The organism is Candidatus Yanofskybacteria bacterium (assembly GCA_016181175.1).
Taxonomy (GTDB): Bacteria; Patescibacteriota; Minisyncoccia; order 2-02-FULL-40-12; family IGHO2-01-FULL-4-A; genus 2-01-FULL-44-17.
This window is the reverse complement of the sequence record JACOZV010000002.1, coordinates 77765-104608: the sequence shown is the minus strand read 5'-3', so window position 1 is coordinate 104608 and position 26844 is coordinate 77765. Positions and strand designations below refer to the sequence as shown.

The window sequence follows — 26844 nt, the reverse complement described above, 5'->3', positions numbered from 1 at the left end:
ATTATTAAGCATCAACTTTGGTTCATGAACCCGTTAGGGCTACTTCTAACGGGATTGACACATTACTATATTTCTTGGTATTTTTCAAACGTATTTTTAGATAGTTATTTATGGGGATGTGAGGATAAAAATGGAACGTTCTTTGACAAATGAGGAGACCATTGAATTAACGGAAAGATTCAGCGCACATCATTACACACGCTATCCTTTGGTTTTGGACAGAGGAAAGGGTTGTCGGCTGGGAAACGACGAAAATCAAACTGATTTTCTTGACATGATCGCTGGTTATTCCGCCGTTATCTTCGGCAGAAGCGGAGAATATTATGATCGCGTTGTGTCCGTCCTCATCAATCAAGCTCAAAAACTAGCATTAGTTACCGGCAGTTATTATACTGAACCATACACTAAGTTTTGCAGCAAGCTGGCAGAATTTTGTTCAATGGATAAAGTTTTAGCAATGAATACCGGCGCTGAAGCGGTAGAAACTGCGATGAAAATTGCCAAGAGGTGGGCATATAGAACCAAAGGCGTACCCCGCAATTCTGCTGGAATCATCTCCTGCTATAATAATTTTCACGGCCGGACCCAGGGTGTTTTATCTCTGTCAACAGAAGAAGCTTATCGCAAGGATTTCGGGCCATTATTGCCAGGATGCTTAAGCATTCCTTTTGGAAATATTAATGCTTTGGAAAGTGTCATAAACAAAAACACAGCCGCCTTTATAGTGGAACCGATTCAGGGCGAGGGCGGCATCAATATTCCGCCTGACGATTATTTAACGCAAGCGGAACGTGTATGCAAAAAAAACAACACACTTTTTGTATTGGATGAAATTCAAACCGGGTTTGGCAGAACAGGAATGATGTTTGCCCATCAGGCTTTTGAAGCAAAGCCAGACCTGTTAATTCTCGGCAAAGCGCTTGGTGGCGGCCTTTTGCCTATTTCTGCAGTGGTTGGACGCAAAGATGTGATGAGTGTTCTTGACCCCGGCAGTCATGGAAGTACTTTTGGCGGCAACCCTCTGGCTTGTGCCGTAGCTTGTGAAGTCCTTGATATACTAAAAGAGAACCCCTTTTTTGTCAGAAAAGCATGGGAAGTAGGAGAATATTTTCTAAGAAAACTTGAAAAACTTAAAAGTCACACTATAAAAGAAGTCAGGGGATCAGGCCTTTTGATAGGAGTGGAACTGCATCCGTTACTTAAAACTGATTATTATCGCGGCAGACTACTAGAGAAAAGAATTTTGTGCGGTATCGCCCACGAACATACGTTGAGATTCAGCCCGCCATTGATAGTTACCAAAGAAGAAATAGATTGGGCGTTGCCAAAAATTGAGTCGGTCTTAAATGAATAGGAGGCTGGCAAAGTGAAAACACGAATTGCATTTTTTTTATTTATGCTTATTTTCCTAAGTATTTATGGTTGCGGACCCTCCGCAAATGAATTGAATATTTATCAGGAAGCAAGACGATATCAGCAAAATTCTACCGTTAGAGAGGCGCTGGTTATAAGGGAGAGGAACGGCGCGCCATTTATTTCAGCATCCGCTTTTTTGGTTGACAAGCAAAAGGGACGCTTTGCTTCAGCAAAACATTTTGTCGGCAGTGAAAGCGACGGCCAGTGCAAAATATTTTTCAACAGTAGAGTATACGACGGTTTTCTTTTGAAACTCCCGCCAATTACCGATTTGGTGGTTATTCAAATAAGCGGAAATTTTGACCCGACAACTTTTCCGGAACCGTATAAAATAGCCGAGCAAGTAAATGTTGGCGACCAAATTTTTGTAAGGGGTATACACCCGCATCCAACAATGCATCAAAAAGGCAAAGAAATTTTGCCGATATACCGTAATTATTATGATATATTAGGAAACAACGGGGAATTCGTATATGACAGTCTGGAAGGAAAAATAACTAATCTAAACGTTTTGATGCAAAATAAAACCATACGCGGTTCGTCAAAAATATTAGCCGAAGCCACGAACATATTTACTCAAATAAATACAACGGAAGAGCATAGGCTTGCCGTAGATAGGGGTTTTAGCGGCCTAAGCGGCGGCCCCACGGTCAATAATAGAAATGAAATAGTGGGCATCAACTCAAACGAGTTGCCCGGCGGACTGGAGTTTAGAAAAGGTAAAATAATCCAGAAGCCGTGGAATACACTTTTTCTTGTGCCCGCGTCAGAACTTAAAAAGCTAATGGCACAACTTGCAAACACACAATAAGTCCTCACAAAAGAGGGCTTTTTATTTAACCCTGAACCATTGACTGAATTATGGGTCTCAACTATTATCCAATCAACTAAGAACTTTAAAAAGAAGTGAGGATTTATGAATTATAACTTGCCGCAAGGTATTGATTTGAGTCAAATTACAGCAGACTACATCAGGAACGTAAGAAACAAAATTTATGAACAGACAATCCGATGGCTTATCGGCCTTGAAAAGCCATTGGGACTACTGACCGAAGACCTTTTTATACTTGTGCCTTATTCAGATGAGATAGGAAGCATCAAATCTGTTGGCCAGCCACACATAATGTTCAGGGGTGGCACCGGAATCGGAAAAACTGACGGTTCAAAATCTTTGGCTAAATCTATCAAGGCAAATTTCAAAGTCATCCAAGGCACTCCAGATCTTCTTCCTTATGATATTTTAGGCGGCCAAGTCATGATAGAAAATGCAAAAGGCGAAAGAAGGGTGCAATTCAAACCCGGCCCGATTTTTAACCACATTATATTAATAGACGAAGGCAACCGCATGCCGCCAAGGACAAAGTCCGCTCTAATACAAGCAATGGAAGAAAGGGCAATAAGTCCGAAAAGTGATTACATAGACGATAGTGAACAGGTTATGCCGACACTTCCCCTGTTTCCGCTATCAGGAGATTACAATGACATTAAATCGCCACGCTTCTTCATGGTTTTACTTACAGAAAACATTTTTGGAGAAGAAGAGGGATCATATCCTAACCCTATGGCCGAATTAGATAGGATTACTTTAACTATTCCTATAGATAGGCCCACGCTGGAAGAGGAAAAAAAAATCAGGGCTGCCACTGTAATCGGTAAGAAAATTGAACAGGTCACCGATTTGCAAGAAGTCTTGGCTTGTGCTCACTGGATCAATATGCACGTTGAGACTTCCTCCATGGCCAGCGATTATCTGACACGTTTATTGCGTAATACCGACCCCAATCCAAAAGTTACTGACCCAAACACTCTGCTTGGCAAATTCCTTAAAGAAAACGTTGCAGTCGGCGCCAGTCCGAGAGTTAATTTTCATCTTGAAGCTGCTGCAAGAGTTAGATCATTTTTTGATGGCAGTATGGAGGTAAGACCCGAACACGTTAAAGAAGTTGCTGGGAATGTGATAGTCCACAGATTAGTTTTAGCGCCGGGCAAAGAATACACCACCACCAAAGAAATTGTTTTTGAAGAAATTTTGGCAATGACGGAACAGCCAAAATGGAGATAGAAAAACTATTCAGCGAATTAATGAAGATTAAACAAGAGATTTTCAGAAGAAAGGTTAAAAATCTCCTGATGGCGGAGCATGCTAGTCCTTTTAAGGGTGCGGGTTATGAAATGCACAGCATAAACGCATGGCGTCCAGGTGAACCAATGCTAAACATTGACTGGTCATTAAGCATGCGTACATGGCCGAAGATAGTTTATAAGGTTGATAGGATAGAAACCAAGAACGCCCCGGCTATAATTTTGGCTGATCTTTCGCCATCGGTGTTTGTTGGCTTCAATGAAGAAAATTCCAAGTTCAAGCTCATGCTCCACTTGGTTGGCGCCCTGGGATTGGCGGCAAATTATTTTCATGATCCGGCGGGCATTGTGGCATTTTCAAGCAAAATAGAATTTTATCTGCGGCCCAAACTCGGTCAGGGAGAAATATTTCTTGCCATGAAAATGTTGCTGGAAAAAGAAAGTGAATTTGCTGATGCCAAGAGTAAGAATGGACCCTCAACTTACCAATCTGGCATCAATCCGATCCTGACCTGGCTAGTAGCCAGATTTAAACGCCAATGTTCCATAATAATACTGTCCGATTTTACGGACGAAGTTGGCGGAAGGTTTGAAATTGATTTTAAACTCTTGGAAGCTTTGTCTGCCAAACACAACTGGAACGTGATTGCCATTTTTCTTGACGAGCCGAATGAATTTTCTTGGCAAAACAGCTCCGGTACAGTTTTGGTAAAAGACGCTGAAACAGGTGCTTTTGAAAAAATTAAAAGTAAAAACGCGGTCAATATCAGGCGAGGATTTGTTGAGAAAAGGGAAGAGTTCAGAAGGAAACTTAAAAAATCTGGTGTTGATTCAACGATTTTAAATTTTGGTAATCATTTTAATGAATTGGCGCAATTTTTGTTACAAAGAAAACAGATATATAAATAGTCGAGGTTTACCTCGACTTTTTAATTTGAGAAGGATTGACCCCGTTAGAAGTAGCCTCGCCGAGGTCAAACAGACTCGTGCTTTCGGCACGAGTGAGACTTCTAACGGGGTTGACGGTTAAACATATTTTATTTATCCTTGTTGCAACAAAGAACTTTGACAAATTGGGGATTAGGATGTTCAGAAAAGTAATGATTTTATCATTCATGTTATTCGCCAGAGCATTATTGGCCCAAGAAGAAATGCCGGTCATTATTGACCCTCCGCGGGTTTCAATGACGGCTTTTACAAACTGGCAAGAAATACAGTTAATCTACACAGTCCGTTGGCTGGACGGTTATCGGCCTTTATTCGATCTAGCCAAACCTGAAAATATGTCTTTCAGTCCCTTTGAGCTTGATCCGGCAAAGGGTTACAACCTCGAATTGCGCAATCAGCGCAAATACAAAAAAGAAAATTACGTGGATTTAATTTATTATCTTAGACACATTGGTGAAAAAAAAGGCGAGATGATCATTCCGGAACAAACATTTTTTTATGTAAAGGAAGAGGCCGGCAAAACACTGGAAAATTTGGAAACAAAAGAATTTAAAACACCCGGCGTTAAACTGCGCTACGACAGCGTTCTGATTAAGGACGCCAATGACATTATGGACCAAATTGATTTCGGATCTTTTAAAAGACAGGAGAATATATTTAAAGGTTTAATGGGCGGGTTAGCTTTTATGTTCAGCACGGTTTTATTCTTATTGTTCAGAAAACCGATTGTTTACGCCGCCAGGAAAACCGGCATATCCAAAACTGCGCATCTTGGCGTAGAAATCGCCGCACATGAAGAACGGCTTGTTCCCAAAGAAGCATTAAAACAATTTTGCAATATCCTTGACAGGTTACTGGTTTATGTAAAAACAGATTCAAGTTCTGATAAAACAGAAGAAGCAATAGGACATCTGTATAACGAACTGCGACGATTATTGTTGTCATCCATCCCAGACCTATCAGAAGCCGACACGACCAAAGAAGTAATTGCCAAAATTTTTAAAATGGAACCCTCAAGCAGGGTAAATGAGTTGCTGCGTTTATTGAGCTTAAACCTTCAAATTTACGATGACATGTTGTTCACCCATAAAAAAACTAATGTAAAATTTTTAGAACAAGAAATAAAATTATTGAAATATGGGGCCAATGAATTGAGGCCAGTCAGGATTTTCAGGTATAAGTTACACGAAAGAAAGCGGGAATTGGCTGAATGGCTTACAAAATTATTCCGGAGGGGCAAATGAATTTTTATTACGAACTCCGTGAATTGATTGGGGTTAATTTTTACGATTTTTTACATACCGACTGGACTGTTGTTCAGTTCAAGCAGGCGAATTTTACAGTTTGGGCCGCGATATTACTGGGAGCGGCTCTTTTGTTAAAAATATCGTGGCCCTACTTTCGTCAAAGGCGGGAAAAAAGTTATTACGAACATTCTGGATATCGTTTTGAGTCGCGTGACAAACCTGGATTTTGGCACCGAGTATTGGACCTTAGCCCGACAACATTTATTCTACTGGCATCGAGTTGTCTCCTGCTGGCCATTGCGGATCCTTATGTTCTTTTGAGCAGAGAGGTAAAATCTACTCAATCTAGGGAAATAATTTATCTTGAGGATAGTTCTGTTTCAATGGGTTTCAAGTTTAAAAATCAGCAGATAAGCAGGGCTGAAATCGTGCGCGACTTCATTTTGAAATTAATTGCCGAACGCGGGGACAAAAATGACAGGGCAGCCTTTATCGTTTACGCCTCCAATCCTTACAGAATAGCGGACTTTACAACAGATACCGACAGTCTTCTTTTCAGCGTTGAAAACGGTCCTTTGGTTATTGCCGATCCGGATACGCCAAGAATCGATTTCTACAAAGGGATGTTCATCGTAAAAGATTTCATGGCAGAACCATTCGGCGGCGAGTCTGATCTTTTTCTGGGTCTTGAAGCCGGAAGTAAACTTTTTGACGAAAAGGGCGACCCTAAAATTACCCAGGAAATTAAGAAAAATCCTTCAATCAAAAGAAGATCAATTATAATAGCTACGGATGGCGCCTCCAGCCGAGACCCGGAGCCACAGCTTAAAGAGCTGGCAAAGAGAGGCATTGTTCCGTTTCTTGTTTATATAGACCCCGACAAAGACGCGGAAAGAAAAATCCACGGAAGCGATGACGCACCGCAGGTAAAACTACCGGAACAACTGTTAAGGCAGATAAGACAATACGGCGGCGAGTATTTTATAGCCGCAAACCGACCGTCTCTTGGCCAGATCCGTCAGCGTCTCGACCGGCTCAACCCCGCAGTAATCGCGGTAAAAAGTCTTACCGTTGAACAGCATATCTATCGTTTGCCGCTGGTTGTTTCGCTTGTATTTTACGCCCTTGCGATATTGACCAGATTGATATTCTGGAAATTCCAGAGGGTGGTGTAAAAAAGCTGTCACTAGACAGCTTTTTAATTTAGTTATAATCTGACATAAACGTTCTTTTCCAATTGAAGAGGCAGGTCAAAATGGAAAAAATCAGAAGATTTACATTCGGCCGGATTGTTTTGGCAACCATAATATTGTTTATTTTTTGTTTTGTGGAGGCTTTTCTTTTTAACGGCAAAGAATTTTATAGAACTGCCGATGCTTTCAGTGGGGCAGTTTCGCGCGGCGATCAATTAGCCGCAAGGGAAAATTTGCAAAATCTTCAAAATTTTTACGAGTTAAATAAAAAATTGCATCCACTGCGATTGGACGGCCAGATCAATAAACGTTTTTTCAAAGATGCCCAATATTTCAAATCGGCTTACGATTACTTAACGGGAAACTACGAAAGAGTTATACAAGAACTTAGCAACAACGACGATTATAGGTCTTATTACATGAGATCCAATTCAAAGTGGCGTCTTGCGCAGGGACTTTACGAACAATCCTTAAGAATGGGCGGAAAAACACGCCAAACAATGCAAGAACAAGCGATTAAAATGTCTGCTTCCACTAAAGATGATTACGAACAGGCCGTGAAAAAAGATCCGTTCTCAACATTACCGCCCAAGTGGAATTACGACTTGACTACTGACCCGTCAGCAGCGGCACGCGCGCTGGAACCAAAACCAATTAAGATTAGGATAATGCTTGGCGAGGGCGGCAAAAAAGGCAAAAACCCCGGTGATCTTGAAGGCGAGGCTCCCGGTAAGGGCACATTGGATTTGGATAGAAAAAGCGGAGATAAGCCCAACCCGAACAATAAGCCCGGAACAAGAAGAGAGGGTTGAATATGAGCTACATTCAATACTGGCTTGAAAATTTGTATTTTTCAGAACCAATCTATTTTTCTTTTTTTAATCTTTTGAGGCTGCTGGTGGCGATAATTATCGCCACTTTAATTCTCAAGGTTATTTATCGACCCAAAAAGTCAAAGTATTCAAAATATAAACTTTTTGGCAAAGATTTGTCCCTGATTGTGGTATTGGCCGTTTGCGGCCTATCTGTAATCGCCTTGGCAGGCCCAAGGATAAACAAGGGCGTAAAATTAACTCCAGGCGGTAACATTGATGTTGGGTTTATCGTAGATCACTCGTTTTCTACAAAAACAGATGATATTGGGGAAAAAACACGGCTGTATATTATGAAAGCATCAATTGCCGAATTTGTTGACGGCGGCACGCTTAAACAGGGAGATAGGGTAACATTATTTATCTTTGGAACACATTCCGTCTGGCGGATGCCGCTTTCCGATGATTTTAATGTTTTCAGGTCGCAACTGGCGGAAATTTCACACCCGTCAGTTTATCAGGAAGATTCGCAGCTTAATACCAATATGGCAAACGCGATTGAACACGTGTCTAAATCCATGGATAAACAGGACGGTTTTTTTAAAAAGAGCGCCGGTTCTACCGGCGGTTCATGGTTTAAAAATAACAGGATCATGTTTTTGTTCAGCGATGGGGATGATAACGACGGGGGAAATCTGAATCCAGGAATTAGAGAGTTGAATAAAAGAAAAATAAAAATTTATTCAATTGGTGTAGGCACAAAAAACGGCAAAAAGACGGTTATCGAGGCTTACGACCCAAACGATTACAACAAAACCGTAAAAACAACCATTCAAACCGGTCTTAAAACACAGCGCCTGAACGAAATAGCGGTAAAAACAGGCGGCGAGCTTTACGCCATTGATTCCACCGCCACAGTCAGCGGTGTTCAAGGTTTTCTCAAAAATGCGGTTAATACAAACCGCACCTTTACACCGCGCCTGGTTGCTTTCAGCGAAAGTAAGAATGTCTGGTGGGAAATTTTGGCCTTACCCGGAGTCGTATTGCTATTGCTGATAATAAAAATCTTGTAAACTTGAAATAGATTTGTTATGTTTAATTCACGCAGTTCTTTATAACAAAGGGAGGGGAGCATGAGACAACGAATAAATGTGTCTGTTATGATATTGTTTCTTGCCGGCACGATTGTCGGTTCAATGATTTTACAGGGACAATCGCCTCAATCAAAAGAAGTCGCTCAAGCGCAGCCAGACGGTGTGGCTGAATGCCACAATTTTCAAAGAAACGGCAAAAAAGCCAATTGTGTATGCTGGGGACAAAATAATCCCAGCAACCCGCCAAATTCGGAATGCAAGCCACCGGCAGGCGAAGATCCACGGTGTACCAACCACTGCAAGAAAGAACTTTGCAAGTGTAAGCCAAAGTGCCAGAGCTGAAAAATCTGGTGCCAGACGACAGTTGTTAGACAGGCCCGTAAAAACGGGCTTTTTATTTAGGTTTCCGACAATAATTTGCGTGGTAATCCTAATCGTGCAAGAATGATCTTACAAAGTTATTTTTAAAAAACGCGGTGAAAAATGAAAAAAATGCCTTTTTTGTTTTTTTGGACTTGGATTGTTTTGTTTAGCGTTGGAAGTGGTTTTGCAAAAAAACAGGAAATTGTTAATCCGCCAAAACCGCACGGAAAGTTTAAGTGGTTATTGGTCGTCAGGCATACTCCTTATCCGGAGCACACGCATTATATTTATTTGGACAAATATTATATTGTATTGGAACCCAAGAACTGGGTATGGCTAGTTCCGGAAGGCCGTTATGAGATGTTTGACGTATTTAGTAACAATGGGATACCTCAAGTGGAAACGGTTGAAAAAATAGATTACAAATTTATTCCTTTAAAAATTCCGAATCGCTTTAAACCATTTTTGGGGACTATATTTTTAAAAAGCAAAGCGCCAAAGCCGGTTAATTTAGACGGTAACCAGTCATACAATATTGAACCGGCCACTTCCCGTTTTTGGACCAAACGTTCAAAAAAAATAAAATATGACCCGCAAAAAGCCAAAGTGGTTTTCAAAATCAAAAAAACCAAATAGCACAACCGCCCGATACGCGGTTTTATTTTTACAATTTTGAAACTGACCCGTTTATTTGATAGTGTTTTGATGGTGCCAGAACTTAAAAAAAATATCCTTGCAACATTGGCCTATTACGATATTTTTGATTTTCCTCTGAAGGCAGAGGAGATTTTTGCTCGTTTAATAGTCTTCAAGCATCTCAACAGTTCAGAAGTTTCAAAGCCTTGTAGCTATGTTGAAATAAAGAAAGAACTCGACCAATTGTTTATTGAGCAGATCGTCAGTTGCGTGGACGGCTACTATTTTTTATTTGATCGCGAATATCTGCTGCCATTACGTCTGAAACGCGAAAAGATTGCCGCGCGCAAATGGCATATGGCCAGGCGTACCGTCCGATGGTTGCGTCTGATTCCATACGTACGGGCCATTTTCGCATCCGGTTCGCTAGCCATGAACAATACCGACGAGCTTAGCGATCTTGATGTTTTGGTTGTGACAAAATACGACCGGATTTGGTTAAACAGATTTTTAATTTTGGGAACACTGTTTTTGTTGGGAATGCGCCGCCGAGGAACCGATCGCATAGCCCCTGACAAAATTTGCACTAATCATTTCGTAACTGAACGGTCCTTGAACATACCTTTTAAAAGCATCTACAATGCGCAGACATACGCCAACTTGATACCCATATATTTAAAGAATGCCGAGATAGTAAGTGAATTTATGAAAGAAAACGGATGGGTATTGGATTATTCTTATTATTGGAACATAAAAAACTGCATCGAAACAAAACGGAGATTGACCTCAAATTTAAGCGGAACCTGTGAAATAATTTTAAATACAAAATTTGGCGATTGGCTTGAATATTCGGCGCAAAAATATCAATCAAAACGTATCGCGAACAACCCGGCCACACATCAAGCCGGAGGACGAGTAGTATTTAACAACCTGCAACTGGAGTTTCATCCGCACTCAATAGAGGCAAGAACAGTCCTTGCCTACAATGAACGTTTAAATTCTCTGGGTCTGTCGGAATTTGCAATCGAGAAAGACTCAGGGCTAACTCGGTAACAAACATGCCGGCTGGACAAGACTGAATCTTGGGAGTAATTTTATACCATATTGGTTCATTCACAAACAAGGATATGAAATGCCAACAATGTCTTTGAGAGCAAGTTTCTACAGATTCTTGCTATTATTTTTAGCTTTTATCTTAATTCTATTTTTGTCATTTTCACCTTTTATTCAAGCACAAGAAATCTTGCCCTTAAACCAGATCAAACCGGGTGACAAGGGTTACGGTTTAACCGTATTTCGCGGTATAGAAGCTGAAAAATTTGATTTTGACGTCGTAGACATACACAGCACTTGGGACGACCATTATTATATTTTAGTTTTACTTTCAGGCGGTCCTAAGGACAGTGACGGCAATGAAATTATAAAAGAAGCCGCTGTTTTGCAGGGCATGTCCGGAAGCCCTTTATACATTAAGGGCAGGGTTATCGGCGCCATAGCCGCGGCGCCAACGTTTCAAAAAAAATCTTATGCTCTGGTTACGCCGATTGAACTGATGGTCGGGTTTAGACCGGAAGTTGTCAGACTACCGAACAAACTTATCCAAGAACCGCCATCCACGCGCTTTTTAACTCTAGAGCCGGCCATAAACGAAATTAACGCCGGCGAAATGTACGCTTTTTGTGATTACTGGGGTAGTAGTGCATCGTGCGGTGGCGGAACAGTAACACTGGCCTTTCCTCAAAATAAAAACTTTTTATTTACCTTGGGGCATCGTGCCAATCCAGCGGGTGTTACCGCACTCCCGTTCTGGAAAGCCAGGGTCCTCGCATCAATTCCGCAACAAAGCATATCTTCAAAAATTATTGAGCCGATCGGACCGATGCTAGGAACGGTATTTCTTGAAAGCCCATATGGTCAAGCTGCCAAACTGGGTATTATGCCAAAATTTTTTGAAATGGATGTGGTTTTAGAAAATTATTTTTCAAGAAAAATGGTAAGCCAATATTTTTTTGCATACACACCGCGCACAAATGGAAACATCGCGTCGGTAATAATGCGCGATGTGCAGTTGATAGACAGGCTGTTGGATGTTGACGCCGAAGTTCGCATAGATACTACCGGCCTAGCACAAATCTACTATACGGGTGCCACCGGAACAGGAACTACCGTAGGCTCTGTCGTCAAAATGCTTACGGAAGAAGATTTGAATCCTGTTGTTGAAAATATACGCATAACATTAAAAACAAGACCAAAATACAAAACTCTTGAACTTCAGAAAGCAACACTGGTAAAAACAGAAAGGGCAAATGACAAGATAGCGCTGGAGTTTTCTATAGTTGCCGTGGGCGACGAAGAGTGGACTTCTAAGAATTTACTGGTTTTAGATCAGAAATATTTGGACAAAGAATTACATATCACTAGTGGCGATGAATTGGCAGCCAAAATCTTGCCTTATTTAAAACCGAAACCAGAAAGCGTTGAATTGCTAAATAAAATTTCTGACAGAAACGCGCTTTATGTATACTATGCCGACCCCGAAAAAGTTAAGCCTAACGAGTCGCCTGTCTTAAATATCCAGCTAATATTTGGCTCAAGCGTCACAAAACCCCCAAACATAGACGCCAAAATACCGGCTACCGCCAGTAATCTATCTCTGGACGAACTGCCGGTAGAATCTGACGAAAAGAGGAATGTCTGGACAAGCAAGCCGATAAAATACGAAATTGAAATATTGGCAAAAATTGAACTGCCGGACAATGCACATCTCATAAAAGGAGAAGTAGAATTTACTCCAAAAGTTGCAGAACAAAAAATAAAAAATAAGAAAAAATTCTGGATTTTTTGAAACTGCAGCAAATAAATAAGACCCCTTGACGGGGTTTTTGTTTTTTGCAATTATAGTGTATTGGCACTTTAGAGCCTTAAGTGCTAAATAGCTGTCCACGCGCAGACAAGCATAGCGAAGCCGAGCATGGTAACAGATGATATTAATTTGTTAGCCGATGCTCGTTCCGCTACGCTCCACCGCGCTTTGACAAATTTGCATGAAAATTAAACCATTGGGAGACCGCGTTCTAATAGAACCGCTTTATGAAGAAAAAAAGAAGGGCGGGATTATTTTACCTGAAACCGTAGACAAGGAACGACCGGAAAAAGGCCGAATAATTGCAGTCGGATCGGGACGCATGGATGAGAGTGGCAAAAAAATTCAAATGAACGTCAAAAAAGGCGACAAAGTTTTATTTACCAAATACGGACCCGACGAGATTAAAATTGACAGCAAGGAATACTTGATAGCAAAAGAAGAAAACATATTAGCGATTATAGAATAATTTTTTTATAATTTTTAATTTTATAATTTTATAAATAATTTCTAATGTTTAAAAATTAAAAATTGGAAATTAAAAATTAACTATGCCCAAACAGATACAATACAAAGAACAGGCACGCGAGGCTCTTAAGCGCGGCGTTGATAAAATAGCCAACGCTGTAAAAGTGACTCTTGGCCCAAAAGGCCGCAATGTCGTTTTGGACAAAGGTTTTGGAACACCGACCATCACTAAGGACGGCGTAACTGTAGCAAAAGAAATAGAACTCAAGGATAAATTTGAAAATATCGGCGCCGAACTTATAAAGGAAGTTGCTTCCAAAACCGGTGATATCGCCGGTGATGGCACGACTACGGCAACAGTTTTAGCACAAGCGATCGTGGCCGAGGGTTTTAGCGCGGTCAATTCTGGAGCTAATCCGATGGTGCTCAAGCGCGGCATAGATAAGGCTGTAGAATGGGTTACAAAACAGCTTAAAACCCAAAGTGTAAAGGTAAAAGGGTATGAGAAAATAAAGGAAGTGGCAACAATCTCGGCAAATGACCCGGAACTGGGCAAGCTAGTCGCCGATGTTTTTCAGAAAGTCGGTAAGGACGGGGTAGTTACTGTTGAAGAATCACAAACATTTGATATGACAACCGAACTAGTGGAGGGAATGCAATTTGACCGTGGCTACATCTCGCCCTATATGATAACCAGCCCTGAAAGAATGGAAGCGGTTTATGAAGACCCGTATATTTTAATAACAGATAAAAAAATCTCGTCTATCCATGACATTATTGGGCTACTTGAAAAACTCTCTAAGGCCGGCAAGCGTGATTTAGTGATTGTTGCTGAAGATGTGGATGGTGATGCCCTTGCCACGCTCGTAGTCAATAAACTACGCGGCAATTTTAACGCCCTAGCGTTAAAAGCCCCGGGATTTGGCGACCGCAAAAAGGAAATGCTTGAAGACATCGCCATCGTTACAGGCGGCCAACTAATAGCAGAAGAGAAAGGAATAAAACTGGAATCAGTTGATCTGGCCATGCTAGGGCGAGCTCATAGGGTTGTAGCCGATAAAGACAAAACAGTCATTGTTGGAGGCAAAGGAAAGAAACAGGAAATAGACAAGCGAGTTGTTAATATCAAGAACCAAATCACCAAGACAACTTCAGAATTTGATAAAGAAAAATTGCAGGAACGTTTGGCAAAACTTACCGGTGGCGTAGCAGTAATACGCGTTGGCGCCGTAACGGAAACAGAACTGAAAGAAAAGAAATTCAGAATTGAGGACGCAATTGCCGCGACGCGCGCAGCGCTTGAGGAAGGCATTGTCGCCGGTGGGGGAATCGCGCTTTTTGAAACAGCCAAAGAACTTACGCCGCAAACGGCAAAAGTTGCCGAATTCGGCGATGAAGCCAAGGGCGTGGCTATTGTCAAAGCGGTGCTTGAAAAACCATTGAGAGCAATTGCTGAAAACGCCGGCAAAGATTCAAATGAAGTAATCCAAAAAGTCATGTCGCTCCAATCGGGACTAGGCTTTGACGCCAACAAAGGCGAATATGTTGATATGATAAAATCGGGCATCATTGATCCGCTTAAAGTAGTTAGAACAGCGCTTACTAATGCGGCCTCGGTTGCGTCGCTGATATTAACCACAGAAGCTATTGTAACCGACCTGCCTGAACCCAAAGAAGAAAAAATGCCGCCGATATCACCGGAATACTAATTTCTGCATTTTCCCTTAAGGGGCAACCGACAACTGGTTGCCCCTTTTACTTTTCAATAATTTTGATAAAATTAAATTATGTTAAAAGAAATAATCAAAAACTTGCCGCAACAACTAGATTACGAACCGCTTATTGAAAACGCCGGCAGTTTTCAGAAACATGATAAATACATTATCTGCGGGATGGGCGGGTCTAATTTGGCGACGGGAATTATCAAAAGCTGGAAGCCCAAGCTGGATATTATTATTCATAGGGATTACGGATTACCAGATATTAAAGAAACTGAATTAAAAGATTATCTGGTTATAGCGAGTTCTTATTCAGGCAACACGGAAGAAACGATATCTGGTTTTGAAGAAGCTCTGGCGAGAAAATTGCCTTTAATTGTGATTGCAACGGGCGGCAAATTATTGGAACTAGCGCAAAAAAACAATGTCCCATACATTAATTTTCCTTCAATTAATAATAATCCGCGTTTTGCGATTGGCTATAGTATTAGAGCAACACTTAAAGCTATGGGTGAAGAATCTATACTGAATGATATGAGCGAACTGGTCGAATCTCTTATTACTGAAGATTATGAAACAATAGGTAAAAAATTGGCAGAAAAATTACAAGATAAAATGCCTCTCATTTATTCTTCAGGGACAAATGCCGGATTGGCAAGGTATTGGAAAATCAGTTTTAATGAAACGGCTAAAATTCCGGCATTTTATAATTTTGTGCCGGAGCTAAATCATAACGAAATGGTAGGATTCAGCGGCAAATTAAACCAAGATTTTGCTTTTATTTTTCTTGATGACCCCGACGATGCACCCCAAATTCAAAAAAGAATAACGGCAACAAAGAAAATTTTTGAGGATAGGGGATTCACTATTCTGGCGGCCAGTGTTACCGGCCCGTCTTTGTGGCACAAATCATTCGCTAGCGTACTGACCGCCATGTGGACCTCGTACTTTCTTGCCAAAGACTACGGCACAGACCCCAGTGATATTTCTATGATTGAAAATTTTAAAAAAACAAACCCAATAAAATGAAAAAATACATCTTGTTTGCCACAATTTTTATCTTAGCGGTTTTTGCGTTTATTTCCTTTAAACATCTATTTTGGCCGACTTTTAGTGATTTTGTTAAAAAACAAAGTTTGCCAGAAGAAACAAGAATTGTTATAACCCAAACTCCTTTGGTCTCACCTTCAGGAACCATTATTGATTTTGCTGGCATAAATCTTGCCGTGCCGTTTTCACCACAGGCACCATATGCCGACTGGAGTTTGCCCTATCAAGAGTCGTGCGAAGAAACTTCGGCGATTTTGGTGGACAAATTTTATAAAAATGAAACGATTACGCCCGAAATTGCAGACAAAGAGATACTCAAACTGGTTGAATGGCAGAAAAAGAGATTCGGTTATTACTTTCATACCACCGCAAAAGAAACATCAATAATGTTGCGTGAATATTTTGGTTATAAAAAGGTAGATGTCTTGAATGATATATCTATAGAAACCATTAAATCGCATATTCTGGCCGGCAGGCCTGTTATAGTGCCACTTGCCGGGCAAATGGCTGGAAATCCTTATTATCGCCAGCCTGGACCTGTTTATCATATGCTTGTAATCAAAGGCGTCACCAAAGACGGCGATTTTATTACTAATGACGTAGGAACAAAACGAGGGCAGAATTATGTTTACGATGACGAGGTTTTATTTAATGCAATTCACGATGCTCCTACCGGAGGTGACGGCTGGGATGTTGCAAACCCGGAAGAATACGTTAAAACTGGCAGAAAAACCATTGTCGTTGTTTATCCCAATTAAAATTTCAGTTTAATCTGCGCAGTTTCTGTAAGAGTATCAAAGTTAATAGCCCCACCTCAACAGTAAGCACTATAAAATAGCTAAACGGCAATGCATTAAGTGACATAACGGGAAGCAGTAATTTAGCCAAGATAGCAATTATGGCCAAGCCCGGCAGGGTAACAAAAAGCGGAGTCCAGGTATCCTTAAGCGCGTAAAATGAGCGGGCGATGAGGTGCATGAAGCTCTCGGCTGGGATTGCGAAAGCAAAGATGGCAAGGAGCTGGCCGGTGCGTAACACATCTGATTCAAGGAAACGACCGCCGCCAAGAAGTAGGCGCACTACCCATTCCCCAAAGAAAAAGAAAAATAAAACGGATAAGCCAGTCATGATCCCCAAAACTTTAGCAGTTTCGCGTAAATGGTATAAAAAGCCGACCCGATCTCCAAGGGCGGCTTTTTTGGCAAGAGAAGAAAAAACAGCAGTAGAAAATGCTATGCCAAACAAGCTAACTGGAACGCTTTGAAAATTACGGGCAAAACTCAACACCACAATTGAACCTACGGCCAATGTTGAAGCTATATTTGTAAAAATGAAAAAAGTAACTTGCTCAATCGGCTGACCGGCCATGCGTGGAATCATAAGCTTGAGAATTTTACGGAATTCAGGATGGCGCCATTGTACCCCGCACCACAATCTTGAAATCCATGAAGATTGTGGTGCGGGGCGAGTCGTAAATCTCCACTGAAAACGGCTCTTCGCGATGTCGGTCCAACGAACAGCAAGATGTAATAATGCTCCTATAATTACGCCTTCAATTAAACCTAGTGGCCCGAACATTTTGGCAAGCGGAATGCCGATAATAATACCCAGGTTATAAAAAATTGGCGCTAGCCCATAACCCCAAAATCTTTCAAAAGAAATGAGAATATTGCCCAACGTATTGGAAACGGCAAAAATTATAGGTGACAGCAATAAAAGACGTGCCATTAACACTAACAATTCTTTATCCTCAAAAGCGAATCCGGGAGTAATGATGTCTGCCAAACGCGGCATAAAAATAAAAACCGGAATGGCTAAAATCAAGAGAATGAACGGCGCGGCAACCAGCATTGTGGTCGCGACTTTTTCAGCTTCAGCATCCTCATTGTGGGCATAAAGGTGGGTGAATATGGGAACAAATGCCGCCGTCAAGGCACCGGCAACAAATATATTTAGAAGAAGGTCGGGAATAATAAAAGCCGCGTTATAAACGTCCAGTAAGCGCGAAGCGCCAAAAACTCTTGCAAACAATATGTCCCGCAACAATCCGAGGACGTAACTGCCCAAGGTTAAGAACGTCAAAAGTGTTGCGCCGCGTCGGAAAATTGATCCAAAAAGATATTTTTTTATTTTTATAATCACAGTATAATCAGATTAGCATTTTGTATTGTTTCATGCTAATCTATAATAATGAAAACTGCACTAATAATTGTGATAGGAATTGGTCTAGTATTGGCTGTTTTAATTTTAAAGCAAAAACCTACAATCGCGCCGGATACGACCGAAATGCCTATGACCAGCGCAAATACCACCCCGACGGTTAGTATAATGCCATCAAGTCAAACCGTCATTATCACTTTTACTAACGGGACGGCTACTCCAAACACGATTAATATAAAAGTTGGTGACACGATTAAATTTATCAATGACAATAGTATTCCGCACTGGCCAGCATCGGGCATGCACCCGACACACCAAATTTGCCCCGGCTTTGACGCGCTTCACGGCATAAACAACGGCGAGTCGTATTCTTTTACTTTCAACGAAGCCAAAACTTGTCCTTGGCACGATCACCTCAAACCATCCGTTAACGGTCAGATTGTGATCAATCCTTAATTTACACTTAAAAACTTATCCTGAATTTGTTATAATAACCCTATGACCCAAAGGGTTATTATTTTGTCAGTTATCATGTTGCTATTGGCCATTTTTTGGCCATTTTCAGATACCAGCGCCGACTTACAGGAAGAAATTGACGCGCGAAATCGACAAATTGAAGAAATACAGCGCCAGATTGACGAATACCAGCGACAGATTGACGCAAACAGTCAGAAGGCAAGAACTTTGTCCGGTGAGATAAGCAGTCTTAACGCCCAAATAAACAAGGTCCAACTTGAAATCAAAAGCCTTGGAATAGCCATTGTGCAGACCGGCATAGAAACCGCCAACACACAGGAACAAATTGAAATTGCTCAAGGCAAACTTAATACTCACAAAATTGCTCTGGCTAAATATATCAGAATACTTTATCAGGCTGACCAGGAAAATCTCACCGAGGTGCTTCTCAAGCACGCGACGCTCTCCAATTTTTTTGATAATTTAAAAAATCTACAGGACACTCAAAATAATTTACGGACAACAATCGTCGGCACCAAAGACCTCAAAGCTGACCTGGAACAAAAAGAGGAAGCTTTGCTCAGTAAAAAAAATGATCTTGAAAAATTAAAAAATCTTGAACAGGCGGAAAAGAATACTCTAGATCAAACAAAAAATCAAAAAAACAAGCTCTTAAAAGATACCAAGGGTCAGGAGTCAAAATACCAGGAATTAGTGAAAAAATCCCAAAAAGATATTCAAGCAATAAAAGACCAGATTGGATACTTGATACAAAATGGCATTTCAGTAGAAGAAGCAATCAAATATGGTAATCTTGCCGCCATAGGAGCAGGCATCCGTCCAGCTTTTTTACTTGCTGAACTTGAACAGGAAAGCGTGCTAGGAGGCAATGTCGGGAAATGTTATATAATCGACAAGACAAGCGGTTCTACGCGCAGGATTACAAATGGCCAAATCTACACTAAGGGCATACATCCAACAAGAGACCTTGCTTTATTTCTAAATATTACCACGGAACTAGGTAAAGATCCTTTTCAAACCCCTATTTCATGCGGCTCTAGTTGGGGAGGCGCCATGGGTCCGGCCCAGTTTATTCCGTCTACCTGGATGGGATATAGGGAAGAAGTATCCAGACTGACCGGTCATAATCCTGCGAATCCCTGGAGCATAGAAGACGCATTTGTTGCGGCGGCAGCCAAGCTTGCTCGCGACGGAGCTGACAGTAAAACTCGGGCCGGTGAAATAGCCGCATCAAAAAGATATTACTGCGGAAATAGTGCAAGCACAAAATCAGGTTGTGTCAATTATGCTAATAGCGTCCAAAGAAAAGCTGCAATTATTGAACAAAATTTATGAGGTATTTTTATTTTTTAGTAGCGGCAGTAATGCTTTCAGGTTTTTTTGGCTGGATAAATTTTGATTATGCCGGAGAAATAACGGTTATAAACAAACCGGCCGTAATACTTCCTGCTGGTCATGCGCCCCGTTTTTCTATTTTACAAAAAATCCAAGAAGGAATGGATTTATTGAGGAAGTCGCCGCCTCTTATTTTTGAAACCAAAAATAAAAAACCAACCAGCGAACTGGTACGAAAACAAATAGCGTTTGCGCTATTAGACACCGAAAGCGGCGATATTTTTGAACAAAGAGTATGGGTCAGGGAGCAAGATATTAAAAATTATAAAAAAACCGGAGTTATCACGCTTGAACCCTGCGTGACGTGCTACATTGCGCCGATTAATAACGATAAAAAAATCAACATCAACGTAAAATGGTGGAACAGTTTTAACACTTTTTATGAGATACCGGATCATCCAAAATTAATTGTGGTAGCCAATAAATACCTTTTTCCTAGCAAATATCTCGCTAGTTTGCCGGAAAAATCAAAAAGTCAGTACACGGATATAGTTTACGCCCCTTATTCCAAACGGCTTCATATAGTTGAAACTATTGAGACTGGTAAAATATACCTCGAGAAAAATATTGACCAAGCTTTCGCAGAATTAGAAACAGATAAAGTTACGTCTCGATTCCTACCCGGAACATTAGTAACGAAAAACATAAGTAAAGACTTAGTAAGAAACATCATCGTTGTTGAGCATGTTGACCCCGATTCTTTTTCAAGTGCTACAGACGGCGGGCAGGAATTAAGCGAGCGCGTACTTGCAGTAATCGGAGCCAACCAAGAGCTTGCTTACCGTTATACCGGCTCTCCGGCCGGAGCATCCGGATTGGCCCAGTTTATTAAATCAACATATGACAACATGGTAAGTAGATATCCAAAAGCAAAATTAATCAAAAACTATAATTCGGGTATGGCGAATCATATTAACGCAATCAAAGCAATGGTACTTTTTTTTGACAGCCACAGGAAAGAAATAGCAGATAAAACAACAAGACAGGATGTTATAAAATCCTTTGGCATTACCGAAGAAATGTTAGCCGCTACTTACAATGGCGGGCCAGGCAGAGTAATTAAATCGGTTAATAAATATGGCCTGGCATGGTTAAGCAGACAATTAGATTTTCCGCAAACCACGAAAATATTCAGGCTGGAAACCTTAAATTATTTAAAAAAATTCCAGGCAATCAAAAATTTAAATCTTTTTGCAGATATTGGTAATAGTTTGTAATCTCAAATCAAAACCCGCCTCATCGGCGGGTTTTGATTTGAGATTACATCGCAGCTTCATCTTTGATGTGCGGCGTCATCATATCAGTCATTTGCTCATCTGTCAGGCCGCCGACTTTGTCGGCGTGAGCTTCTCTGGCATGAGTCATCATGTTTTGCATGACCTCTGTTTCATCCATACCCGTGGCTTTATAATCACAAGCCAAAGTAGGATCTAAATCCTTGCATGTTAAAGTTTTCATCCCGTTAGAGACAGTAACAGTAAAACATAAGTTTGGCTTATATTTTACCGTACTGGCTTGTTAAAAATATACTTTATCTTTATGAACCCGCTAGGGCTGTTTCTAACGGGATTCATAATTTGTATTTTGTTCAAATAGACTATATATAATCTGTTTTAATTCGACCAAAATCATTATAACATAAACCCAAAAGAAATGCAAGGTCTTGTTGTTGTTTCCAAAAATTACTATAATTTAACTGGAGTTAAAGATGTTTAAAAAAACAGGGGTATGAATGTCTGAAGAATCATTAGTTTGTGCTACTGGATCATGTCCGCACCAATGCTGGTGCGGTTGCCATAGGAGTAGTAATATGATTAAACACGTGATGGCCTGCTGTTCTAGGTGCGGACTTTGTGGAAGGGATATAAGGCATGGCTCTACAGACGATCATTTAAAAAACTGCCACAACCAGAAAGAGTAACAAAAAGCGGCAAACAGCCGTTTTATTTTGCATAAAGTGACAAAATTAATTAAAAGTTGTAAAATAATTTAATTATGAAAGTAGCTAAAATCAAAGTTTATGTGGCAATGTCGGGAGGCGTAGACTCTTCTGTCGCGGCTGCACTCTTAAAAAAACAAGGCCATAATGTGACTGGGGTCTTTTTTAAACCATGGGCTCCGCCAGCTTCCAATTACTGCAACTGGGAACAGGACAGGAGAGACGCCATGAGGGTGGCTTCAAAAATCGGCATCGAGTTTAAAACTTGGGATTTTTCAAAAGAATATGAAAAAGAAGTCGTTAGTTACATGATTAACTCTTACCGCACAGGCACAACCCCCAATCCCGATGTAATGTGCAATAAGGAAATCAAATTTGGCTTATTCCTCAAAAAAGCATTGGCCGAAGGAGCGGATTATATTGCGACAGGACACTATATCAGAAAGACAGAACGTAGTAAGTCACATACTGCGGACTACGTGCTACGTACTGCCAAAGACCAAAACAAAGACCAGTCTTACTTTTTATGGACGCTAACACAAAAACGATTAAAATATTGCCTTTTCCCAATTGGAGATTATACAAAGCCGGAAGTCAGAAAATTAGCTAAAAAATTCGGATTGCCCAATCACAATAAAAAAGATAGTCAGGGCGTTTGCTTTGTGGGCCAGTTGGATATGAAAGAGTTTTTGAAAAATTACATAAAGCCTAAACCGGGAAATATTATATTGTCTGAAACAGGTAAAATTCTTGGCCAGCATGACAGCGTTTTTTATTACACTATTGGCCAACGTCACGGTCTAGACATAAAGGACGGGCAAGGACCTTATTTTGTAGTCAGTAAAAACATCAAAAAAAATATTATTTATGTGGCCAAACAAACAGGTGATAAAGAACTCCTATCTAAAAATACGCGAGTTACAAAACTAAGTTGGGTCACCGACAAACCCAAATTACCCGCAAAAGTATTTGTTAAAATCAGGTACCGCAGTAAATCACTTCCGGCAACAATTACTGCCGATGGTAAAGGATTGACTGTGAGTTTCAAAAATCCCGCCAAAGCTGTAACGCCAGGCCAATCAGCCGTATTTTATCGTGGTCAAGAAGCTCTAGGCGGAGGAATAATTAAGTAGTATTTGCTACCAGTAGCGGCAATAGACTCTTCCCGGTTATTTCTTCGGGTTGGGAAATGCCCATTAGCTCCAGAATTGTCGGCGCAATATCGCCGAGTATGCCCGCTATCTCACTTGTTTCTTGAGCAATTCTTTCCGTGGTTTTATTGGTTTGGTATTGCTGACCCACCAAATAAAACGGCACTGGACTATCATTGTGCCTCGTTTCCGCTTCACCGCTACTACGGTAAACCAGTGATTCGGCATTGCCATGATCGGAAGTAACGATCATAACCCCGTCCAATTCAAGAATCTTATTTACAACCAAACCAAGCGCCGAATCAACCGCCTCAATGCCCTTAGTTACAGTTTTAAAATCACCAGTATGAGCTAAGATATCGGCATTAGCAAAATTTAAAATAATAAAATCGTAAATATTTTTATTGATTTCCCCAATAACTTTTTCAGCAATTTCTTTGCTTTTCATTGCGGGTTCTTGCGGACTATTTTTATCAGATTCAATAAAAACATCAACTTCTTTACTAAATCCTTGTTCTCTTAAACCGTTAAAAAAATAGGTTACGTGGGCGTATTTTTCACTTTCGGCTATATGAAACTGGTTCATACCGTTATTCTCCAACACCTCTGCTAAACTGTTAATAACTATTGGCGGCGCAAACGCCACATGAGCAATAGGGTTTTCCGAATATTTGGTCATGGTACAAATAAATACATTCTTTAAGTCCTTTTTTTGGAATAGTGAAAAACCCTCCTCAACAAACGGTTTCAAAATTTGCCTCATGCTGTCTTCCCTGAAATTAAAGAAAATAACGGCATCGTTTTCGTTTATGATCTTAAATCCTGACTTGGCATTGACTATGGCCTCCATGGTGGAATCATTCTTGCCCGATGCATAATAATTCTTTACCGTTTTTATATAGTCATCACTCATTTCGCCTTCGCCGGCAGTCAATAAACGATAAGAACGCTCTGTTGAGCCCCAATTATTGTCCCTATCCATTGCAAAATTACGCCCAATAAGAGTTGCTATTTTGCCGCAACCTTTGCTTGTTATTTCTAAACTTAGTTTTTCCAACAATGCTGGCGCTTCTTGTAAACCGGAATCCTTACCGTCCAAAAATAAATGCAAATAAACATCCAGGGTGGTTTTTTGGCGGGCGAACTCAAGCAAGGCAACAATGTGCGAAAAGTCGGCATGCACCGTGCCGGAAGTTAACAGTCCCACAAGATGAACTTGTCCACTGTTTTTTCTGGCATGATCAAACGCACCGGTTAATGCGTCATTGACAAAAAAAGAACCGTCCTTAACCGCACGGTTAATGCGCGAAAGATACTGTTCAATAACTCGTCCTGCGCCAATATTCAAATGGCCAACTTCGCTGTTTCCGGATTCACCCCAGGTCATACCTACCGCCAAACCAGATGCCTGCAAAAGCAACATTGGGAATTGGCTGACGAGTCTATCAAGGGTGGGTTTGTTTGCCATTGCAATCGGGTTACCAACTTCTTTTTTGTTGAAACCCCAACCGTCCAAAATCGCCAAAACTAGTGGTTTTTTATTTTCTGCCATCTCACCATGATAACAAAAAGGATATTTATTGTTTATTGACATATATGTTTTGATTTACTATTATCAATTTAGGCGGGTATTAGGCGTTCTTTTACTACTTGGAGGATGAATAATATGGCTTTAACAGAAAGCTTTCTAAAGAAACGGGAAGAACTTCTTGGGTTAAAATTAAGAGAATGCCTTGACCGACAAAAACAAGCACTTAGGGGCCTTGTTGCCATCGGAGAAGATGGACTAAGGGATTCCGCGGATCTTGCCAGCACAATTTTGGATCAAGAAGTCAATCTGCACCTTGCCAATGGCTGCGCAAAGCAAATTTTTAAAATAAGTCAGGCAATTTTGAACATTAAAAATGGAAACTATGGCTTCTGCCTCTCTTGCAAAAGTAAGATTCCCACAATACGCCTAAAAGCAATTCCTTGGGCAACGGAATGCCTTACCTGTTCTAAAAAAGACGAAAGTAAGAAAATAAAACATAAAATAGCCGATTAGGAGTTCGGGCGGGCCAAGTAGCCCGCTTTTACATTTGTTTGACGGCCGCGTTTATTTAGACTATAATTAAATCAGGTCTTATTTATCTTAAACTTAACTTTCTAAGCAATACGCACGCAGCAAGCGGAAAGTAATATGGAGTTTTCTACATATTACTCGCTACGTACTACGTATACGTAATGTTTATGCTACTACAACACAATGAATATTGGCATCTACTCCGTTATTGGAGGGGTTTTAGCGTTACTTTCTGGTCTCGCGGTAGGTTATTTACTTAGTCTCCTTCTTACAAACAAGAAAATAAGTTCAGCACGTACTCGTGCTGAAAATCTCCTAACCGAAGCCAAAAATAAGGCTCAGGATTTAATTTTGGAAGCAAAAAATAATTCTTTAAAAACTCTGGAAGAAGCCAAAAGGGTAGAGGAAGAACGACATCAGCAATTGGTAAGAATTGAAAACATGCTGGCTAAACGTGAGGCAGAACTTGATACCAAAGCAAAAGATATGGACAAAGAAAAGCAAATTGTTACCTCCAAAGTTGCAGAGGTCAGCGAATTAAAAATAGAGTTAGAAACAAAATTACAAACCCAAAATCAAGAACTTCAAAAGATAGCCGGCCTTAAAAAAGATGAAGCAAAAGATATACTTTTCAGAAACCTCGAAGATGAGTACAAAAACGAATTAGTTGAAAAAATACGTAAATTTGAACAATCCAACAAAGAAGAGGTGGATAAGAAGGCACGGGAGGTTTTGACCTCTGCCATTCAGCGGTACGCTGGATCCCATATTTCCGACGCTATGACTACTGTTGTGGCCTTGCCGTCTGACGAGGTAAAGGGCAAAATAATTGGTAAGGAAGGAAGAAATATAAAGACCATTGAACGATTAACCGGAGTTGATATAATTATTGATGACACTCCAGAAGTACTGGTTGTTTCTGGTTTTGACCCTGTACGCCGACAAATTGCCAAACTGACAATAGACAAACTTATTGCTGACGGACGTATTCATCCAGCCAGAATTGAGGAAACGGTAGAAAAAGCAAAAGCCGAAATAAATGAAAAAATAAAACAGGCGGGAGAGGCGGCATTATTTGAAGTGGGCGCTGGCACTGTTGACCCCAGATTGACTTATCTACTTGGACGTCTTGCATTTAGGACAAGTTTTGGCCAAAATGTATTATTGCATTCAATTGAGATGGCTCACATATCAGGCATGCTTGCAGCTGAAATTGGCGCGGACGTAATGGTTGCAAAAAAAGGCGCTTTATTCCATGATATAGGAAAGGCAGTAGATCACGAGGTTCAAGGAACACATGTTGAGATAGGCCGCAAGCTTTTACAAAAATTTGGCACGGACGAGAAGGTGGTCGCGGCCATGGAAGCACACCACGAGGAATACCCGTATTCAACACTTGAATCAAGAATAGTGCAATCGGCTGATGCAATTTCTGGAGCCAGACCGGGAGCACGACGCGATACGGTAGAAATTTACCTAAAACGCTTAGAGGATTTAGAGAAAATAGCCAGTTCCTTTGAGGGCGTTGAAAAATCATATGCGATCCAGGCAGGACGGGAATTGAGAATTTTTGTAACTCCAACTAAGGTAGACGACCTTACAGCCATGAAATTGGCACGTGATATCGCTAAAAGAATAGAATCGGAAATGAAATATCCTGGAGAAATTAAGGTGAATGTGATTAGAGAAACAAGAGCTATTGAATATGCGCGCTAATTATAGTTTAATTTAAAGTTAAAAGTTTGAGATGATTTTAAAACCATCTCTATC

General features: G+C 40.7%; 25 protein-coding genes. 22 read left to right on the top strand and 3 right to left on the bottom strand.

Annotation, left to right across the window (positions count from 1 at the left end; translation table 11 throughout):
- The first annotated feature begins 130 nt into the window (after nt 1-130).
- The 16 genes from rocD (at nt 131) to HYT61_02370 (ending at nt 16648) form a co-directional block, all read left to right on the top strand.
- Nucleotides 131-1354, top strand: a complete 1224-nt coding sequence (gene rocD, locus HYT61_02445; GenBank protein ID MBI2063078.1) for an ornithine--oxo-acid transaminase — start codon at nt 131-133, stop codon at nt 1352-1354.
- Between the two features lie 12 nt (nt 1355-1366).
- Nucleotides 1367-2227 carry a hypothetical protein gene (locus HYT61_02440; protein ID MBI2063077.1) on the top strand — a complete coding sequence of 287 codons (861 nt, stop codon included), beginning with the start codon at nt 1367-1369 and terminating at the stop codon, nt 2225-2227.
- Between the two features lie 105 nt (nt 2228-2332).
- On the top strand, nt 2333-3478 hold the full coding sequence (locus HYT61_02435) for a MoxR family ATPase (protein ID MBI2063076.1): 1146 nt from the start codon (nt 2333-2335) through the stop codon (nt 3476-3478).
- Complete coding sequence (locus HYT61_02430; protein MBI2063075.1) at nt 3469-4407, top strand: hypothetical protein; 939 nt, start codon at nt 3469-3471, stop codon at nt 4405-4407. Before HYT61_02435 ends, HYT61_02430 begins: the two co-directional genes overlap by 10 nt.
- 176 nt (nt 4408-4583) lie before the next feature.
- Nucleotides 4584-5690 (top strand): hypothetical protein, encoded by a 1107-nt coding sequence (locus HYT61_02425; GenBank protein ID MBI2063074.1) that lies wholly within the window; start codon nt 4584-4586, stop codon nt 5688-5690.
- On the top strand, nt 5657-6868 hold the full coding sequence (locus HYT61_02420) for a VWA domain-containing protein (GenBank protein MBI2063073.1): 1212 nt from the start codon (nt 5657-5659) through the stop codon (nt 6866-6868). The genes HYT61_02425 and HYT61_02420 overlap by 34 nt, the downstream gene beginning before the upstream one ends.
- 80 nt (nt 6869-6948) lie before the next feature.
- Entirely contained in the window at nt 6949-7698 is a 750-nt protein-coding gene (locus HYT61_02415; protein ID MBI2063072.1) for a hypothetical protein, read from the top strand.
- Nucleotides 7699-7700: 2 nt separating this feature from the next.
- Nucleotides 7701-8771, top strand: a complete 1071-nt coding sequence (locus HYT61_02410; GenBank protein ID MBI2063071.1) for a VWA domain-containing protein — start codon at nt 7701-7703, stop codon at nt 8769-8771.
- Nucleotides 8772-8831: 60 nt separating this feature from the next.
- Nucleotides 8832-9134: a hypothetical protein gene (locus HYT61_02405; protein MBI2063070.1), complete on the top strand. Its 303-nt coding sequence runs from the start codon at nt 8832-8834 to the stop codon at nt 9132-9134.
- Between the two features lie 141 nt (nt 9135-9275).
- Nucleotides 9276-9791 carry a hypothetical protein gene (locus HYT61_02400; GenBank protein ID MBI2063069.1) on the top strand — a complete coding sequence of 172 codons (516 nt, stop codon included), beginning with the start codon at nt 9276-9278 and terminating at the stop codon, nt 9789-9791.
- A gap of 69 nt (nt 9792-9860) precedes the next feature.
- On the top strand, nt 9861-10844 hold the full coding sequence (locus HYT61_02395; protein MBI2063068.1) for a hypothetical protein: 984 nt from the start codon (nt 9861-9863) through the stop codon (nt 10842-10844).
- Nucleotides 10845-10923: 79 nt separating this feature from the next.
- Nucleotides 10924-12636: a hypothetical protein gene (locus HYT61_02390; GenBank protein ID MBI2063067.1), complete on the top strand. Its 1713-nt coding sequence runs from the start codon at nt 10924-10926 to the stop codon at nt 12634-12636.
- A 199-nt stretch (nt 12637-12835) separates the two neighbouring features.
- The gene (locus HYT61_02385; GenBank protein MBI2063066.1) at nt 12836-13123 is read left to right on the top strand and encodes a co-chaperone GroES; all 288 of its coding nucleotides are present in this window, start codon (nt 12836-12838) and stop codon (nt 13121-13123) included.
- Between the two features lie 82 nt (nt 13124-13205).
- The gene (gene groL / locus HYT61_02380) at nt 13206-14831 is read left to right on the top strand and encodes a chaperonin GroEL (GenBank protein MBI2063065.1); all 1626 of its coding nucleotides are present in this window, start codon (nt 13206-13208) and stop codon (nt 14829-14831) included.
- A gap of 78 nt (nt 14832-14909) precedes the next feature.
- Nucleotides 14910-15869 (top strand): bifunctional phosphoglucose/phosphomannose isomerase, encoded by a 960-nt coding sequence (locus HYT61_02375; protein MBI2063064.1) that lies wholly within the window; start codon nt 14910-14912, stop codon nt 15867-15869.
- Entirely contained in the window at nt 15866-16648 is a 783-nt protein-coding gene (locus tag HYT61_02370; GenBank protein ID MBI2063063.1) for a C39 family peptidase, read from the top strand. The genes HYT61_02375 and HYT61_02370 overlap by 4 nt, the downstream gene beginning before the upstream one ends.
- Nucleotides 16649-16652: 4 nt before the next feature.
- Here the strand turns inward: HYT61_02370 and HYT61_02365 are convergent, their stop codons facing one another.
- Complete coding sequence (locus HYT61_02365; GenBank protein MBI2063062.1) at nt 16653-18032, bottom strand: hypothetical protein; 1380 nt, start codon at nt 18030-18032, stop codon at nt 16653-16655.
- A 48-nt stretch (nt 18033-18080) separates the two neighbouring features.
- Here HYT61_02365 and HYT61_02360 point away from each other — a divergent pair, with 48 nt between their 5' ends.
- Genes HYT61_02360 through HYT61_02350 form a run of 3 tightly spaced genes read left to right on the top strand, consistent with a single transcriptional unit; the run spans nt 18081 to nt 21139 of the window.
- Nucleotides 18081-18506 (top strand): hypothetical protein, encoded by a 426-nt coding sequence (locus tag HYT61_02360; GenBank protein ID MBI2063061.1) that lies wholly within the window; start codon nt 18081-18083, stop codon nt 18504-18506.
- A 42-nt stretch (nt 18507-18548) separates the two neighbouring features.
- Entirely contained in the window at nt 18549-19862 is a 1314-nt protein-coding gene (locus HYT61_02355; protein MBI2063060.1) for a lytic murein transglycosylase, read from the top strand.
- Nucleotides 19859-21139: a hypothetical protein gene (locus HYT61_02350; GenBank protein ID MBI2063059.1), complete on the top strand. Its 1281-nt coding sequence runs from the start codon at nt 19859-19861 to the stop codon at nt 21137-21139. The genes HYT61_02355 and HYT61_02350 overlap by 4 nt, the downstream gene beginning before the upstream one ends.
- 43 nt (nt 21140-21182) lie before the next feature.
- On the opposite strand, the gene HYT61_02345 is transcribed toward HYT61_02350, so the two are convergent.
- Nucleotides 21183-21380: a DUF1059 domain-containing protein gene (locus HYT61_02345; protein MBI2063058.1), complete on the bottom strand. Its 198-nt coding sequence runs from the start codon at nt 21378-21380 to the stop codon at nt 21183-21185.
- 537 nt (nt 21381-21917) lie between these two features.
- Between HYT61_02345 and mnmA the strand changes: the two genes are divergently transcribed.
- Nucleotides 21918-22994 carry a tRNA 2-thiouridine(34) synthase MnmA gene (gene mnmA, locus HYT61_02340; GenBank protein ID MBI2063057.1) on the top strand — a complete coding sequence of 359 codons (1077 nt, stop codon included), beginning with the start codon at nt 21918-21920 and terminating at the stop codon, nt 22992-22994.
- Here mnmA and HYT61_02335 read toward each other — a convergent pair.
- Nucleotides 22987-24564, bottom strand: a complete 1578-nt coding sequence (locus HYT61_02335) for a 2,3-bisphosphoglycerate-independent phosphoglycerate mutase (GenBank protein MBI2063056.1) — start codon at nt 24562-24564, stop codon at nt 22987-22989. The genes mnmA and HYT61_02335 overlap by 8 nt on opposite strands.
- A 114-nt stretch (nt 24565-24678) precedes the next feature.
- Here HYT61_02335 and HYT61_02330 point away from each other — a divergent pair, with 114 nt between their 5' ends.
- Nucleotides 24679-25056 carry a hypothetical protein gene (locus tag HYT61_02330; protein MBI2063055.1) on the top strand — a complete coding sequence of 126 codons (378 nt, stop codon included), beginning with the start codon at nt 24679-24681 and terminating at the stop codon, nt 25054-25056.
- 201 nt (nt 25057-25257) lie between these two features.
- Complete coding sequence (gene rny, locus HYT61_02325; GenBank protein MBI2063054.1) at nt 25258-26790, top strand: ribonuclease Y; 1533 nt, start codon at nt 25258-25260, stop codon at nt 26788-26790.
- Nucleotides 26791-26844 lie beyond the last annotated feature (54 nt).

Excerpts from the sequence above, each read along its gene's own strand:
- rocD (MBI2063078.1), top strand. The coding sequence starts at position 131 with ATGGAACGTTCTTTGACAAATGAGGAGACCATTGAATTAACGGAAAGA.
- HYT61_02435 (MBI2063076.1), top strand. The coding sequence starts at position 2,333 with ATGAATTATAACTTGCCGCAAGGTATTGATTTGAGTCAAATTACAGCA.
- HYT61_02430 (MBI2063075.1), top strand. The coding sequence starts at position 3,469 with ATGGAGATAGAAAAACTATTCAGCGAATTAATGAAGATTAAACAAGAG.
- HYT61_02425 (MBI2063074.1), top strand. The coding sequence starts at position 4,584 with ATGTTCAGAAAAGTAATGATTTTATCATTCATGTTATTCGCCAGAGCA.
- HYT61_02420 (MBI2063073.1), top strand. The coding sequence starts at position 5,657 with ATGGCTTACAAAATTATTCCGGAGGGGCAAATGAATTTTTATTACGAA.
- HYT61_02415 (MBI2063072.1), top strand. The coding sequence starts at position 6,949 with ATGGAAAAAATCAGAAGATTTACATTCGGCCGGATTGTTTTGGCAACC.
- HYT61_02410 (MBI2063071.1), top strand. The coding sequence starts at position 7,701 with ATGAGCTACATTCAATACTGGCTTGAAAATTTGTATTTTTCAGAACCA.
- HYT61_02405 (MBI2063070.1), top strand. The coding sequence starts at position 8,832 with ATGAGACAACGAATAAATGTGTCTGTTATGATATTGTTTCTTGCCGGC.
- HYT61_02400 (MBI2063069.1), top strand. The coding sequence starts at position 9,276 with ATGAAAAAAATGCCTTTTTTGTTTTTTTGGACTTGGATTGTTTTGTTT.
- HYT61_02395 (MBI2063068.1), top strand. The coding sequence starts at position 9,861 with ATGGTGCCAGAACTTAAAAAAAATATCCTTGCAACATTGGCCTATTAC.
- HYT61_02390 (MBI2063067.1), top strand. The coding sequence starts at position 10,924 with ATGCCAACAATGTCTTTGAGAGCAAGTTTCTACAGATTCTTGCTATTA.
- HYT61_02385 (MBI2063066.1), top strand. The coding sequence starts at position 12,836 with ATGAAAATTAAACCATTGGGAGACCGCGTTCTAATAGAACCGCTTTAT.
- groL (MBI2063065.1), top strand. The coding sequence starts at position 13,206 with ATGCCCAAACAGATACAATACAAAGAACAGGCACGCGAGGCTCTTAAG.
- HYT61_02375 (MBI2063064.1), top strand. The coding sequence starts at position 14,910 with ATGTTAAAAGAAATAATCAAAAACTTGCCGCAACAACTAGATTACGAA.
- HYT61_02370 (MBI2063063.1), top strand. The coding sequence starts at position 15,866 with ATGAAAAAATACATCTTGTTTGCCACAATTTTTATCTTAGCGGTTTTT.
- HYT61_02360 (MBI2063061.1), top strand. The coding sequence starts at position 18,081 with ATGAAAACTGCACTAATAATTGTGATAGGAATTGGTCTAGTATTGGCT.
- HYT61_02355 (MBI2063060.1), top strand. The coding sequence starts at position 18,549 with ATGACCCAAAGGGTTATTATTTTGTCAGTTATCATGTTGCTATTGGCC.
- HYT61_02350 (MBI2063059.1), top strand. The coding sequence starts at position 19,859 with ATGAGGTATTTTTATTTTTTAGTAGCGGCAGTAATGCTTTCAGGTTTT.
- HYT61_02345 (MBI2063058.1), bottom strand. The coding sequence starts at position 21,380 with ATGAAAACTTTAACATGCAAGGATTTAGATCCTACTTTGGCTTGTGAT.
- mnmA (MBI2063057.1), top strand. The coding sequence starts at position 21,918 with ATGAAAGTAGCTAAAATCAAAGTTTATGTGGCAATGTCGGGAGGCGTA.
- HYT61_02335 (MBI2063056.1), bottom strand. The coding sequence starts at position 24,564 with ATGGCAGAAAATAAAAAACCACTAGTTTTGGCGATTTTGGACGGTTGG.
- HYT61_02330 (MBI2063055.1), top strand. The coding sequence starts at position 24,679 with ATGGCTTTAACAGAAAGCTTTCTAAAGAAACGGGAAGAACTTCTTGGG.
- rny (MBI2063054.1), top strand. The coding sequence starts at position 25,258 with ATGAATATTGGCATCTACTCCGTTATTGGAGGGGTTTTAGCGTTACTT.